We start from the raw sequence: 14,917 nt of genomic DNA on the forward strand, positions 1-14,917 counted from the left end.
ACAATGCACGCTGAAGATACCTTTTTAATTCAAAACAAACTTGGCTTACATGCTCGCGCTGCGACTGTTTTAGCGCAACTAGCACTGCAATTTGATGCCAAAATTACACTTTTTCAAGATGAGAAAGAAGCTGAAGGCGACAGCGTGTTAGCGTTAATGCTCCTTGAAAGTAGTCAAGGAAAAGAGGTTCGTGTTGTATGCGAAGGTCCTGACGCTGACGCTGCATTAACGGCAATCGGCGAATTAATTGCGCAACGCTTTCACGAGCAAGAATAGCATTTGCTAAGACTTCAAGGTTTACGGTAAACTTACTTCGGATATTTAAAATTCCCTTTAAATATCCTACTTTTATATCGCTCGCTTTTCTAAATTACAAAACTCTTAATAAATTTATCGCAGTGCGACGATATCTCTGCAAATACACTACAAAGCAACTATGCTGTATTTGCATAGCCTATTTAAACTTTTTTCAGTTGTAAGGACGCCAATGCCAGAAGCCTTTGAACAAGATTACCCACTACAACAACTCAAACAAGTGACCAAGTCACTCAATAGTGGTCAATTTGTTCAAGTGCGCGGCATGTTAGCCAAAACGGCACCTTGTGATACAGCCCTTTTACTTGAGTCTTCTCCCCATAAAATTCGTCGTATGCTTTGGCAGCTGGTTGACCCAGATGTCCGTGGTGATGTTCTAGAAGAACTCTCTGAAGATGTACGTCTTGGCATTATTGCCCAGATGGAGCCTGAGCACATTGCTGCTGCTACAGAAGATATGGACGACGATGACTTAGGTGAGGTTTTACGTAGTCTTCCTGATACCGTATATCAAGACGTTGTTAGCGCGATGGACTCGCAAGATAGAGAAAGGGCAACTCAAGCGCTTTCTTATCAAGAGCGCTCAGCCGGTGCCCTGATGAACAGCGATACGGTAACCATTCGTCCTGACGTTACTCTCGATGTTGTACTGCGCTATTTACGCTTACGAGGTGAGCTACCAGAGGGTACCGATGACTTATATGTAGTTGATAAGCATAACTGCTTTTTAGGCGCGCTTTCATTAACTACATTGCTGACCAGTCCTTCAGATAAAATTGTTCGTGATTTAATGGATGAAGACTGTGAGTCAATCCTAATCTCTATGGATGAAAGTGATGTAGCGCAACTGTTCGAGCGTCACAACTGGATTTCAGCCCCTGTTGTAGATGATAACGCTCACTTGCTTGGTCGTATTACCATCGATGATATCGTTGACGTAATCCGTGAAGATGCTGAACACAGCATGCTAAGCCTTGCTGGTCTTGACGACGAAGAAGATACCTTTGCGCCAGTACTCAAAAGCTCGCAGCGTCGCTCTATTTGGCTTGGGGTTAACTTATTAACCGCATTGCTAGCAGCAATTGTGGCAAGCTTTTTCGAAAACACCTTAGCAATCTTACCTATTTTAGCGGTACTCAATGGTATCGTACCTTCAATGGGTGGCGTTGCAGGTAGCCAAACCTTAACCCTGGTTATTCGTGGTATAGCGGTTGGCCATATCAACCAAACCAACCAACGCTTCTTATTACTCAAAGAGCTGGCGATTGGCGCACTGAATGGTATTATTTGGTCGATATTAATTGCTGGTGTGGTTGCCCTATGGCAATGGGACTTTAAGCTCGGCGCAGTGCTGGCCTTTGCAATGTTTATGAACCTTGTTGCCGCAGGTATTGCAGGTGCAAGCATTCCATTAATTCTTAAGAAAATGAAAATTGACCCTGCCCTCGCCGGCAGTGTGGTACTGACAACAGTAACGGATATTGTCGGTATCTTTGCCTTTTTAGGCACCGCAACCTGGCTATTGATCTGATACCAATTCACAATAATACTTAATTAAGCAAATTGGTATAAATAAAAACGGCCCTTTATGGGCCGTATTTATATCTTTTACTTTGCACGCTGCTTATTTTTACCTACTCTAGGTTTGGTATTGGCCTTTTTAAACTGGCTAAAACCGGTATGACGAGTCAGAGCTGCACGGCCTTTACCGCCCTTACCTTTAGCAGTTTTCTCGTTTCGACCTTCTTCAGGAACCAAACAATTCGGCCCTTTACCAATTAAATTCGCTTTGCCCATTTTTCTTAGTGCTTCACGGATCATCGGCCAACCAGCAGGATCGTGGTATCGTAAAATCGCTTTGTGTAAGCGACGCTGGCGTGCGCCTTTTGGAACAGGCACTTGCTCAGTATTGTTCTTAATATTGCGCAGCGAGTTCATCTCAGTGTGATAAATTGTGGTTGCATTGGTCATCGGCGATGGATAAAAGTTTTGTACTTGATCAAGCTTAAAGTCATGAGCCTTTAACCATAGCGCCATATTCACCATGTCTTCGTCTTTCGTTCCTGGGTGAGCAGAAATAAAATACGGGATCAAATACTGCTTTTTACCCGCTTCTTTTGAGTATTTATCAAATAGCTCTTTAAACTTATCGTAAGCTCCCATGCCCGGCTTCATCATCTTAGATAATGGACCATCTTCAGTGTGCTCAGGCGCAATTTTTAAGTACCCGCCTACGTGATGGGTAACCAACTCTTTTACGTAGCGAGGGTCTTCTACGGCTAAGTCATAACGTACGCCAGACGCGATCAAGATTTTCTTCACACCTTTTACATCTCGAGCTTTTTTATAAAGCTCAATCGTTGGGGTGTGATCCGTGTCCATGTGCTTACAGATATCAGGATAAACACATGATAAACGACGACACGTGCTCTCTGCCTTTTTGCTCTTACAGCGCAACTTATACATATTCGCGGTCGGTCCGCCTAAGTCAGAAATAACCCCAGTGAAGCCCGGTACTCTGTCACGAATTTGCTCAATTTCATCAATAATTGATTGCTCAGAACGGCTTTGAATAATACGTCCTTCATGTTCTGTTATTGAACAGAAAGAACAACCACCAAAGCAGCCTCGCATGATGTTCACCGAGGTTTTAATCATTTCATAAGCTGGGATTTTTTCATCGCCGTAGCTTGGGTGCGGAATACGCTGATATGGCAAACCAAATACGCCATCCATTTCTTCAGTTTCAAGCGGAAATGCAGGCGGATTTACCCAAATAGAGCGGTCGCCATGGCGTTGAAATAACGCACGCGCACAACCTGGGTTTGTTTCTTGGTGCAAAATACGCGAGGCGTGAGCATAAAGCGGTTTATTCACACTTACTTGCTCATACGCAGGCAGCTTAACGTAGGTCTTTTCCCATGGCTTAGGGCGAGCAGGCTGAATCGTGATTGGTTTAGCCGCCTCGGCACTTAAATCGATCCCCGCTTGCTTAAATTCAGACTTACTACAACCCACATCATCTGCGCCATACGGGTTTGGAATTGGATCAATCTTACCGATTTTATCAATTGCAGTTGAATCACTACCGCGCCAACCCGGTAATGGTTCTTTACGAATAACCGCAGTACCACGAATATCTTGAATTGTCTCAACCGACTCACCCGCAGCAATACGGTGGGCAACTTCAACAAGTGGGCGCTCAGCGTTACCGTAAATTAAAATGTCAGCTTTAGCATCAAACAATACACTACGGCGTACTTTTTCTTGCCAATAATCATAATGAGCAATACGGCGTAAACTCGCCTCAATACCACCAATGATCAACGGCACATCTTTATAAGCTTCGCGACAGCGTTGGCTGTATACAACTACCGCACGGTCAGGACGTTTACCGCCTATGTTACCCGGCGTATAAGCATCATCATGACGCATACGCTTTTCAGCAGTATAACGGTTGATCATCGAGTCCATATTACCCGCTGTAACACCAAAGAATAAGTTAGGCTTACCTAACGCCATAAAGGCATCTTTTGAGTTCCAATCAGGTTGTGCAATTATACCCACACGAAAACCCTGTGACTCAAGCATACGCCCTATCACAGCCATACCGAAACTTGGGTGATCTACATACGCATCACCACTGACAATGATCACGTCACAGCTATCCCAGCCTAACGCGTCCATTTCTGCACGAGTGGTTGGTAAAAATGGCGCCGTGCCATAGCATTCAGCCCAATACTTAGGGTAAGAAAACAGGCCTCGCTCGGCTTTTAATGCGCTCATAAAGTGTACTCTGCTAACAAAAGGGGCGAATTATACCTCAGTCTTATAGATTATTATAGAAAACAAAACGCCCTTCACATGGGAGGGCGCTGTTTAATTTGTATGCACTGACTGGAACTGGCTATTGCTTAGCTTGCAGGTAAGTAATTAACTCTTTTTCTGGCATAGGCTTAGCGTACATGAAGCCTTGCACTTCATCACAGCCAAGCTGAGCTAAATAATCTGCTTGCGCTTGTGTTTCAACCCCTTCTGCAATGGTTTTTAAGCCTAACCTTGCGCCAAGAGAAATAATTAACGCAGCAATCGCCTGACAATCTTGACCAGGTAAATCTTTGATAAAGTCGCGATCAATTTTTAGTCTGTCTAATGGTAGTTTTTGCAAATAGCTTAACGACGAGAAGCCAGTACCAAAGTCATCAATTGCAATCTCAATACCAAACTCTTTAAGTTCTTTTAATGTGGTGATCACATTAGCTAGCTCATCCATAACCACGCTTTCGGTCACTTCGAGTTCAATAAACTGCGGTTTTACATCGTATTTAATAAGCGTGTCTTTTACTTGTTGAGCATAGCCTTTAACTTTAAACTGCGGTACTGAAACATTTACGGCAATACTGATTGCAAAGCCCATTGCTTCAAGGCGCTTTTGCTGCATACATGCTTGCTCTAGCACCCATTGCCCTATATCAACAATTAAACCAGCATCTTCAGCCATCGGAACGAAAATCGCTGGTGAAATATACTGACCATTACCTGATGGCCAACGCAGTAGCGCTTCACAACCTATGATTTCTAGAGTATTTAAATCAAGTTGCGGCTGAAACCAAACCTCTAATTTACGTTGTTCGAAGTCTTGACGAAGCTGTCTAATGATCCCTAAACGCCAAGCCATTTTCTCTTCCATGTCTGGGGTATAAGTCACCACCGTTTCAGCAGATTGTTTTTTAGCTTGGTTTAAAGCAATGTAACCTAGTTTTAAAGTCTCGATCCCTGCTTGCTGAAAGTCACCTTGATAACATAAGCCAATGTTAAAGTTGATTGGCAAAATATGCTCGCCAGCATTAAATGGTAAACTTAAATGCTCACGAAGTAACTCAATATCGCATTTATCAGCAGCCAACAACAAACCGAAAACATCTGCACCAATGCGCGAGATAAGCTCTGCATTAGGGTATTCTTGTTGTAGCCTATCAACAATTGCATTTAGTAATAAATTACCGATTTCTTGCCCTAAGCCATTGTTGATATCAGAGAATTGCGAAACATCAATTAATAAAAAGACAAAGTCATTTTTGCCCGGCTGGTAGTAGCGCTCCACCTTATTCATGAAATCGTTACGATTCGATAAACCAGTTAATACATCTTTATAAGCTGCATCACGTAAACGGTTGAATAATCGAACATTATCAAGACCTACACTGACGTTCGTTAAGAATATCTCTGCAAATTGCAGTTGTGAAGGACTTGGCGTGTGCTCAGTTTCAAGGTAAATAGCTGCTTGGCGGTTTTTGCTTTTTAATAAATACGTACTGTCTACATCTGTATGCTGATGTTCACCTTGGGCTAGGCAGTTATTGACTTGCATGATAATACGGCCGTCATCAAGTTGTTCAATGCCTTGACCTATAAACTCATTGTATTCAGCGCAGCCACCTAGCACATAAACCTGATTGTCATCTTCAATTGAGCCGCACAATAGCCCTTGTGGTTCGCAATCTAAAATAATCGAAAGCTGTTTAATAACCGCCATCGAAAACGCTTTAATATCAGTAAAACCAAGAATTGCCTTAGATGCATACAAAATATTATTTAAAGCACGGCTTTGAAATTCGAGCTGACAAACTTGTTCATAAGAGCGAATTGCTGTTACTAGGGCTGTGATAAGTTTACTACGAGTAAGTTCTGTTTTTGTTTTGTAGTCGTTGATATCGTATTCACGGATCACTTTTTCTTCAGGTGCATAGCCTGGTTGACCGGTACGTAAAATAATCCGCACATTGTGATTATTGAGGCACTCTCGCACCTGCTTTACAACTTGCAAACGCACAGCATCATCTGATTCCATAACCACATCAAGTAAAATTACCGAAATGGAATGGTTACTTTTAAGTAATTCGAGCGCTTCTGAACCTGAATAGGCGTGGTGGAATCGTAAGCCTTTATCCCAGAACTCAACGCCAGAAAGCGCTAACTTAGTCACTGAATGTATCTCAGGATCGTCGTCGACTATTAATACGTCCCAAAACTCAGAGACAGTCTCTTCAACAAGCTGCTCCTCATCTTGGTCACTAAACAAAAAGTCGTTACTTTCTGATGCCATTAATAATTCCTTAGAGCAACCCTAGTAAAAATACCAACATTTTACAGTGATGCATAAAATTCTCTCAGTCACTTAACTATGATACATTTATCAGAACATATATAGTCATATCAGATAAATTATAGTCATATCAGATAAATTATAGCCTAGGTTACGTATAATGTTATGAAAGATATAAAACTATTGCCCGAGGTAAAATGATAAAATTTTTTATTTTAACTCTAAAAGCCCTATTTCTCAGTGCGCTAGTTATGCTTGTCGTTGGGCTATTACTTTCTCAACGCTATACGGTTCATAAATCAATACAGGTCACTGCTAGCAGCTCAGAAATAGCGAAACTAGTCGGTGACTTTAATCAATGGCATAAATGGCAACCATGGAAAAGCGTAGATCCCAGCATCAAGTTTACGGTTTTAGAGCCAAGCCAAGGCGTTGGGGCACACCAATTTTGGCAAAGCCGCTTCGGCGATGGCGAAATGACAATAACACAACAGAATAATGAACAACTTACTTTTAATATTTTATTTAATAAAGAGCATATAGCCCAAGGAACGATCCTATTTACAGGTGCTGGTAATGAAATAAATATTGAGTGCTCGTTACAAGGTGAAGTAAATACTCCTATCATTGGTGGCTACCTTGCATTATTAAGCCAGTATATTCTCAACAACACAGTGAAACTGGCGCTCAATAACATCAAAACCCATGCGCAGTTAGCAACAACAAACAAGGCTATTGCTCCCAATGACAGTGAAAGCGGCTCAAGCGAGAGTTAATCTTGCTAATATTATAGAAAATCAACTTGGCTACCCGATTCATAAGGCATCATCGGCTAAGATTAACCATGCGAGCGATGATAGCTACTCAGCACAAGGTCAGCAGCAACTAGCCTATCAGATTAAAGCGCAAGCAAGCTTATTGGAGCGCGCCCACACTCGCCAAGAAATTCAATTTATTAAACGCCAAGAAAATATTGAAACCATCATGGCGATGGCTATGGCGTTTTGCCCGGATGTCACGGGTCAACAACAGCCCGATTTTGATTGGATAGAGCGATTTATAAGTTTATGTGAAGACACAGCTAATTCCTCAATGCAAAAGCTGTGGGCAAAAATTTTAGCAGGTGAAACAGTATCGCCAGGCACCTTTTCGATTAAAAGCCTACAAACTCTTAAACACATGACTCAACGTGAAGCAGATGCTCTTCAGCGCTGTACATCATTGTGTGGATTCAACGAAAAAGACAACAGCCACTTAATTTTACTCGGCTTTTACAAGAAACCCTCTCTGTTTGATTTACTTAGAAAAGGTAATAAGGTGTCATTTAACTTAGGAAAAACCCCTGTTAGTTTTCCTGACATTCTGACCCTAATGGATATTAACTTACTGTATCGAAAAGAAATCGAATCGGCGGTTTTAAAAGCTGGTCAAGAACTAATACTGAGCTTTATGAATCAACGCTTGATTTTAAAAGCAAAAAGTAATGACTTAGTACTCAGTTACTATAAATTTACCCAGACTGGTGACGAGTTAAGAAAGCTAATCGCATCACCAATAAACAAAGCTTATAAGCAAATACTGGCAACATCATTAGAAGATGAATTTGAAGTTAGCTGGCAAGCTTTAAAGTAAAGCCGCCAGCTAAAAATAAATCAAAAGATTCGATTAGAAATGAACTTGAATACCTGCAAACGGGCCCGATGCATCTAAATCTGTGTAGATATCATCAATATCATCAAGTTCTAATGTCATTGAGCGGTAACCCGCTTTAATATCCATATCGATTGCTAAGTTATCAAGTAAAGCGTATGCAATACCCGCTTGGTAATCTTGGACTTTACTATCGTCGATAGCCAGTAGGCTACCTTCAAAGAAAACGCTTAAACCCGTTAATGGTAAACCAACTTCAGCACGGCCATACACTAAAGGTACGAAACCAGAAAAATCAACACGCTCAGTCGTGTTTTGGCCACCTTCTTGAGATGTACCAGTCACAACAATTTCACCATCAAATTGTTTAGCATTTACACCTAAATCAATTGAAACCAAATCATTATCAAAGATTTCGTAGTATAGAATGTAGTCGACATGCGATAAATCACTCACAGTGCCTACTTGTGTGCCTACAACGTAATCAGAACCACCAAAACTAAACGTTTCATCAAGTGTTGTATCACCATTTAACTCAAGTTCAGTGTATTTTAGTTTAATGTTTGGTATTAACGGCACTGGGTGCTCAAGTGCTGCGTAGTAGCTCGTGAACGTTTCATCATCAAATTTAAAGCTTTGTAGATTTCCATCTTGAGCAAAACTACCACTGTTATCTGATTGCCAACCATCAACACCTAGGTATAAACCTAATAATGTATCAGCTTGTGCTGTTGGAGCTAAACAGGCCATTGAAAGGGCAGCTGCTAAACAGTACTTTTTCATCATTTTATCCTTGCGCTAAAAGTTCGCTAAGTTCAATTAGAGCCGCATTGGCTCGAGAAATATAATTCGCCATGACCAGTGAGTGGTTAGCTACAAAGCCAAAGCCACTGCCATTTAAGATCATTGGGCTCCACACTGTTTCTTGCGTAGCCTCTAATTCACGAATAATTTGTTGCAGACTAACACGAGCGTTTTTCTTTTCTAAGACATCGGCAAAATCATATTCAACCGCTTGCAAAAAGTGTAGTAATGCCCACGTTGCACCACGCGATTCATAAAACACATCATCAATTTGCCACCAAGATGTTTTCACTTGGTTCTGTAAAGGAGCATAAGTTGCTTGATGAGCCGCGGTATCACCTGCTAAATCTGTATTCAAACGATCTTGACCAACACTTGCACTTAAACGCTGGCTCAAGCTGCCAAGACGTTTTTCTGCTTCTTTTAGCCAGCCACGTAAGTTATCTGCACGCGCATAAAATTGACTATCACGATCGTTCTGATCGGCAATTTGAGTGCGGTACACAACGAGTAAATCAATGCCTTTTTGATACTCAGTTTCAGCACTTGGCCATGCCCATGCTACCGAGCTAATATTAAATTGCGGTTGTGCTTTTTTTAACGCTTCGTGTTCAGTTGATTGAGACTGCGAACGGCTGAAATCTTTACGCATCGACAAGACTAAATCGCGGGTCATTTCAAGCGCGCCATATTCCCACGCAGGCATGTTATCCATCATTACGCTCGGTGGCATCATATCGTTAGATAAATAGCCGCCAGGCTTATTTAATAATGTACTTGCTACATTGATCAACGTTGTGGTTGTTGTATAGCCTGTTACAAACTTTTCACCACGCATCTGCGCTTCTTGTTTAGCCTTACTTACAACATCCATACGAGCTGGTTCACTACTCCAGTAAACAGCAATCGCGTAAAAAATAATTAATATAATAAGTAATGCACTGGCTATTTTTCCTTTATGCTCAGACATAATATCTCCTAGTGATGTGAGTGCCCTTGACTTTTTTGTGATGCCTGTTCAGACATTTCTTGTAAAGACACAACTTTAGCTTGAGTAAAAACTCGATTGCCGTCATTAAAATATAGCGTGAGTTTGCGCTCTTGCCCTGCTTTTAGCTGCTCTTCAGGTTCAAACACCATTAAGTGATAACCACCTGGTTTAAATTCAACACTGCTGTGACCATCAATTTTTAATGATAAAACCTGTTCCATTTTCACCATGCCATCAACATGAGTATGTTGATGAATTTCAACACGACCTAAACCATCAAGCTCTGCTTTAGTTAACACTGTTGCGTGTTCACTTGGGTTAGTAATGGTCAAATAAGCAACACTTGCTTTACTGGCTGGTAAAAATTCACGTACCTGCGCGTTACTTACAGTAACTTCGGCAACATCGCTGTGGTCATGACCACTATGGGCAGATGAAAAAGTACTAAAGAATAAGCTTGCGGTAAGAAAAGAGAATGCGGGCCACAGTTTCATTATGTTTTAATCCTTGTTAAGACATTAACTTACCCGCTAAATTTAGCATATTTTATGTATTAAGGCAGTTTATTCGTACCTTAAGCTGGCGATTTTTTGTTATCGGCAATCAACCAGCATAATGCCGCGATAAGTAAAAGTGGCCATGCAATCATTACTGAGCCAAACAAAAACGCAAGTACAACACCAATCAGAGCAACAACACCCGCACCAAGTACGATAATGGTAAATAGCGCCACACCTGCAACAACGGCAATCACAGCAACAATTGCACCGATGACCTCAAGCCCAGCCCAACTCATGTCAGCAATTGACAATGGTAATTGCCATGAGTCAAAGGATACAAATGAAACTGCATCAGTGCATAGTAATAACATTGCCAAAATAATGATAGCTAACGTTTTCATGCTCTACTCCTAGTAACCTTTCACTGGTAAAGTGCAATGAGCCACTAAATAACCCACGCCGATTAACAGCGGCATTTGAATAAGTAATATGATCATGACCAAGCGTGTTGACCATACCGGGAATCCCAAGCGCGCAGCGAGTCCGCTACACACACCCGAGATCTTTTTGTTACTTAGATCACGGTACCAACGTGTCGATGTGTGATAAGTATTCATCATTAACCTCCTAAGCCGACTGCTTCATCGTTGCTTTTAAATCTGCAAGCTCTTTATCGATAGCTTCATCTTTCTCAAGGGCTGCGATTTGTGCTGCTGTTGAATTTGCAGCATCACCTTGTGTAAGTTCATACGCTTCAACTTGCGACTCAATGTTTTCAACGCGCTGCTCTAAGTAGTCAAAACGTGCTAATGCATCTTCAACTTTACTGCTATGCAGCTGCTCTTTTACTTTTAAGCGTGCTGTAACAACGCGTTCTTTTTGCATGTAAGTCAGCTGTTTGGCTTTTGCATCTGCAAGCTTGTTTTGTAAACGCTGACAATCTTCTGTCAATTTAGCGAGTGACTCTGCCACTTTATCCATTTCAGCTTGTTGTGCTTCGATTTCTGTCGTTAAACGCTGCTTTTCAACTAATGCTGCTTTGGCAAGATCATCACGATCTTTACTCAACGCTTTTTCTGCTTTCGCTTGCCAGTCTGCTACTTTCGCTTGTTTCGCTGCAATTTCACGTTTCATTTGTTTTTCTTGCGTTAAAAATGTCGCAGCAGTTGCACGGCATTCAGTCAGGGCATCCTGCATTTCTTGCACGAGTAGATTAAGTAACTTTTCAGGATCTTCAGCTTTGTCTAATGCTGCAGAAAGGTTTGCCTGAATAATGTCATTTACGCGATTTAATACACCCATGTGACTCTCCTGTTGATTATTGGGTTAATACAACTAGGAGATTCCAATTCTTGTGCCAACTAACGAATAAAATAAATTTATTATTTATATACAATAAGTTAGATTAATTAAATTTAGATTCAGGCTGACTAGTGACTGAATGAAAAATAACTAATTTGACTAAATAATTAACTTTTTCACTAAATTTTAGGATCAAAAAAAGCCACAAAATGTGGCTTTTAAATAGGCTATTTTTAATAGGCTTTGTGATTAGGCTTCTGGGACAAAACTTAAAGCTTTATCCATAACAGATAAATCGGCCGCTTTACCATGGCCTTTTTCTGAAAGGTGGCGTCTGAAACCACGCGCACCAGGTTGGCCTTGGAAAATCCCCAACATATGGCGAGCAATATGCCAAAAGTTAGCGCCTTTGCTCATTTCATCTTCAATATAGTCATACATCGAGCGTACAACCTGATGACGACTTAGCGTAAAGGCTTCATCACCATAAATATTTTCGTCGACCTCAGACAAAATAAACGGATTACTATACGCCTCACGACCAATCATGATGCCATCAACATAATCAAGGTGAGCCACACTATCAGCAATTGTTTTCACGCCACCATTTAAGCTTAAGTGCAGTTGCGGATAATCTTTCTTCAACTGATAAACGCGCGGGTAATCCAGAGGTGGGATCTCACGATTCTCTTTTGGGCTTAAGCCATTTAACCACGCTTTACGCGCATGAATAATAAAGTCATCGCAACCAACATCATGACTCGCTTCAATTAAAGCACATAAAAACTCATACGAGTCTTGCTCATCAATACCAATGCGCGTTTTAACTGTAACAGGAATAGTCACTTCGGCCTTCATTGCAGCAACGCAGTCAGCAACCAGTTTAGGCTCAGCCATTAAACAAGCACCAAAACGACCATTTTGCACACGGTCAGACGGACAGCCAACATTTAAATTTACTTCATGATAACCGCGCTCTGCTGCTAACTTTGCACACTTAGCCAACGCTTCAGGATCTGAGCCACCAAGTTGCAATGCCACTGGGCCTTCATGCTCATTAAAATGTAAGTAATCGCCCTTACCAAATAATATAGCGCCGGTTGTCACCATCTCGGTGTAAAGCACAGCATGCTTAGTCATTTTACGGTGAAAGGTTCGACAGTGACGATCTGTCCAATCTAACATGGGTGCCACGGAAAAACGGCGGTTTAATGTCGTTGTGCTCATAACATGATCCCTTTAAAGATCAATGCATTTACTTGCAACTTAAATTACCTAATACGATTAACGCTTAATATAGCGATGACACATACCTTTAGGCATGCACCGAAATGAAAAATTGCAGCCATTATACCACCGAAGCTAACTCCCGGCATGGCTTAATCGAAGATCAGATGATGAAAAGAGACGAAGAAGTGTACTGCAATCTCACTTCTTTGAAGAATAAGCAAAAATGGAAAGGTTACATCTTCACTTCATTTAGAAGATGTTCAAGATTTTGGCCCGTAAGCTCTAAAACAGTAATTTCGAGCTCTTTGTAATCCTCATTTTTCAGGTTAACTAGCTTAGCACCAACAGCAATTCGTGCGATTTTCTCAACGGGGTCTATTTCTACAATTTCAATTGATGCTCGCGTGTCATGATCTTTTGATTGCACATAATACTCGCTAAAGAAGGTACCATCAGCACGGACATTTGGATTACTGTCAGACACAGACTGCAGGAGCGTGCCTTTCTTTAAATCACTTTTACGAAGTGAGAAGCTATATTCTGCCACATTGGCATGACCAACAATTACAGTTACGGCGCTTTCACCATTAATTTTAAAATCATGGTCTGTTACTTCGATGACTTTTAGCTTACCACTATCATAGGTCGGCTCCATGCAAGCACCTAAACTAAAAATCAGAAAGACAGATAAAACAACGTTTTTGATTAGCATTCTTTGTTCCTTAAAATTTATATTGCCTTCTTTAAAGTTAGATAAAAGAAGGCAATTATTCAAAATTTAAATCACTGAAAATGCACTTTAAATTAAACTACGCGACGACACTTAAACCAAAATAGTGAGCAATACCACCTAAGATATTAGTCACCGCCACTGATGATAGAATTAAACCCATCACCCGGCTAATGATACTTGCGCCACTATCGCCTATTAACTTATGAACATGCGTAGCAAGTAGTAGTAAAACCAACACAATTACTAATACCAAAAGCATGATTGAGGAAGTTATAAGCTGTTCATACCAAGTGTATTCGGTATTTCGGGTCATTAGTACTGCACCAAGCATGGCACCCGGACTGGCAATAGAAGGAATCGCCAAAGGAAAAATAGCGGTTTCGGTGCTATCTCGAACACTTTTGATTTCTGTTTCAGGTTTACTTTCACCAAATATCATCGACAGTGCAAAAAGTAATAGTACAATTCCTCCGGCAATCTGAAACGCCGAAAGAGGAATGTTAATCGCGTTTAAGAGTAGCTCACCTGCAACAACAAAAAATAATAAAACCAGCGCCGAAACGCCAACCGCCTTTAAAGCAACTTTACGTTTGAACTTAGCATCATCCCAGCGCGTAACAGCAATAAAAACGGGAACTGTGCCTATTGGATCGATTACCGCAAAAAAGAAAATGAATGCCGCTAGCAATTCACTCATTAATCAAACTCCCTAAAAACGTGTTAGCGAATAAAAACACTGCAACTACAATACAGTATGTTAGTATATCACGGTAGCGTAAGGATAAGAGAAGATGAATATAGAATCACTCGTCAGTAAAGCAAAACAAGTATGCGATAATCGTGGTGCTCGTTTCACACCCATCCGTGAAAAAGTATTCCGCCTATTAGCTAGTGCGCAAGGTGGTGTGGGTGCTTATGACCTATTAGAACAACTTAAATTAACTGAATCAGGCGCAAAACCTGCCACTATTTATCGAGCGCTCGATTTCTTATCGGAACTTGGCTTTATTCATAAAATTGAAAGCACCAACTCATTTATGTTGTGCCATCATTTTGATCACATCCACCCTGTACAATTATTAATTTGTGATAGCTGTGGTTATGTAAAAGAATTACATTCAACAGTAATTTCTCATGAACTTAATAACTTAGCAGCAGAAAGTGGATTCATTGTTTCTGGACAAACAATCGAAGCGCATGGTAAATGCGAAAAATGCAAAGAATAAGTGCGGTGTTTGAAACAACCACTACACTTAAAGTATGATTAACGGCATTTCGAAACCTAA

General features: G+C 41.0%; 16 protein-coding genes. 5 read left to right on the plus strand and 11 right to left on the minus strand.

Features of this window, described 5'->3' with window-relative positions:
* The first annotated feature begins 3 nt into the window (after positions 1-3).
* Positions 4-276, plus strand: coding sequence for an HPr family phosphocarrier protein (locus tag ACRWSG_RS06825; RefSeq protein WP_054554155.1), 273 nt, complete (start codon positions 4-6; stop codon positions 274-276).
* Positions 277-487: 211 nt separating this feature from the next.
* Positions 488-1,846: a magnesium transporter gene (mgtE, locus tag ACRWSG_RS06830; protein ID WP_054561109.1), complete on the plus strand. Its 1,359-nt coding sequence runs from the start codon at positions 488-490 to the stop codon at positions 1,844-1,846.
* A 77-nt stretch (positions 1,847-1,923) separates the two neighbouring features.
* Here the strand turns inward: mgtE and ACRWSG_RS06835 are convergent, their stop codons facing one another.
* Together ACRWSG_RS06835 and ACRWSG_RS06840 are read right to left on the minus strand one after the other, a co-directional pair.
* Positions 1,924-4,101 (minus strand): YgiQ family radical SAM protein, encoded by a 2,178-nt coding sequence (locus ACRWSG_RS06835; RefSeq protein WP_462165937.1) that lies wholly within the window; start codon positions 4,099-4,101, stop codon positions 1,924-1,926.
* A gap of 121 nt (positions 4,102-4,222) precedes the next feature.
* Positions 4,223-6,421: a bifunctional diguanylate cyclase/phosphodiesterase gene (locus tag ACRWSG_RS06840; protein ID WP_462165938.1), complete on the minus strand. Its 2,199-nt coding sequence runs from the start codon at positions 6,419-6,421 to the stop codon at positions 4,223-4,225.
* A 197-nt stretch (positions 6,422-6,618) separates the two neighbouring features.
* On the opposite strand from ACRWSG_RS06840, the gene ACRWSG_RS06845 reads away from it, so the two are divergent.
* The gene (locus ACRWSG_RS06845; RefSeq protein WP_187491002.1) at positions 6,619-7,197 is read left to right on the plus strand and encodes an SRPBCC family protein; all 579 of its coding nucleotides are present in this window, start codon (positions 6,619-6,621) and stop codon (positions 7,195-7,197) included.
* Entirely contained in the window at positions 7,166-8,053 is an 888-nt protein-coding gene (locus tag ACRWSG_RS06850; RefSeq protein WP_187491001.1) for a TIGR03899 family protein, read from the plus strand. Before ACRWSG_RS06845 ends, ACRWSG_RS06850 begins: the two co-directional genes overlap by 32 nt.
* 33 nt (positions 8,054-8,086) lie before the next feature.
* Here ACRWSG_RS06850 and ACRWSG_RS06855 read toward each other — a convergent pair whose 3' ends face one another.
* The 9 genes from ACRWSG_RS06855 to ACRWSG_RS06895 form a co-directional block, all read right to left on the minus strand.
* Positions 8,087-8,854, minus strand: a complete 768-nt coding sequence (locus ACRWSG_RS06855) for a TIGR04219 family outer membrane beta-barrel protein (RefSeq protein ID WP_138601926.1) — start codon at positions 8,852-8,854, stop codon at positions 8,087-8,089.
* Positions 8,855-8,858: 4 nt separating this feature from the next.
* Positions 8,859-9,845 (minus strand): DUF2333 family protein, encoded by a 987-nt coding sequence (locus ACRWSG_RS06860; RefSeq protein ID WP_054554148.1) that lies wholly within the window; start codon positions 9,843-9,845, stop codon positions 8,859-8,861.
* 8 nt (positions 9,846-9,853) lie between these two features.
* The gene (locus ACRWSG_RS06865; protein WP_462165939.1) at positions 9,854-10,360 is read right to left on the minus strand and encodes a copper chaperone PCu(A)C; all 507 of its coding nucleotides are present in this window, start codon (positions 10,358-10,360) and stop codon (positions 9,854-9,856) included.
* A gap of 80 nt (positions 10,361-10,440) precedes the next feature.
* Positions 10,441-10,767, minus strand: a complete 327-nt coding sequence (locus tag ACRWSG_RS06870) for a hypothetical protein (protein WP_462165941.1) — start codon at positions 10,765-10,767, stop codon at positions 10,441-10,443.
* Between the two features lie 9 nt (positions 10,768-10,776).
* The gene (locus ACRWSG_RS06875; protein ID WP_054554145.1) at positions 10,777-10,983 is read right to left on the minus strand and encodes a PspC domain-containing protein; all 207 of its coding nucleotides are present in this window, start codon (positions 10,981-10,983) and stop codon (positions 10,777-10,779) included.
* A 10-nt stretch (positions 10,984-10,993) separates the two neighbouring features.
* Positions 10,994-11,668 carry a PspA/IM30 family protein gene (locus tag ACRWSG_RS06880; protein ID WP_054554144.1) on the minus strand — a complete coding sequence of 225 codons (675 nt, stop codon included), beginning with the start codon at positions 11,666-11,668 and terminating at the stop codon, positions 10,994-10,996.
* Between the two features lie 249 nt (positions 11,669-11,917).
* Positions 11,918-12,895, minus strand: coding sequence for a tRNA dihydrouridine(20/20a) synthase DusA (gene dusA, locus ACRWSG_RS06885; protein ID WP_082389307.1), 978 nt, complete (start codon positions 12,893-12,895; stop codon positions 11,918-11,920).
* 235 nt (positions 12,896-13,130) lie between these two features.
* Positions 13,131-13,610, minus strand: coding sequence for a hypothetical protein (locus ACRWSG_RS06890; RefSeq protein ID WP_138601919.1), 480 nt, complete (start codon positions 13,608-13,610; stop codon positions 13,131-13,133).
* A gap of 97 nt (positions 13,611-13,707) precedes the next feature.
* Entirely contained in the window at positions 13,708-14,328 is a 621-nt protein-coding gene (locus ACRWSG_RS06895; RefSeq protein WP_138601917.1) for a MarC family protein, read from the minus strand.
* Positions 14,329-14,422: 94 nt separating this feature from the next.
* Between ACRWSG_RS06895 and ACRWSG_RS06900 the strand changes: the two genes are divergently transcribed.
* Complete coding sequence (locus ACRWSG_RS06900; protein ID WP_054554141.1) at positions 14,423-14,857, plus strand: transcriptional repressor; 435 nt, start codon at positions 14,423-14,425, stop codon at positions 14,855-14,857.
* The last annotated feature ends 60 nt before the right edge of the window (positions 14,858-14,917 follow it).

This window comes from Pseudoalteromonas sp. GB43, assembly GCF_054923805.1.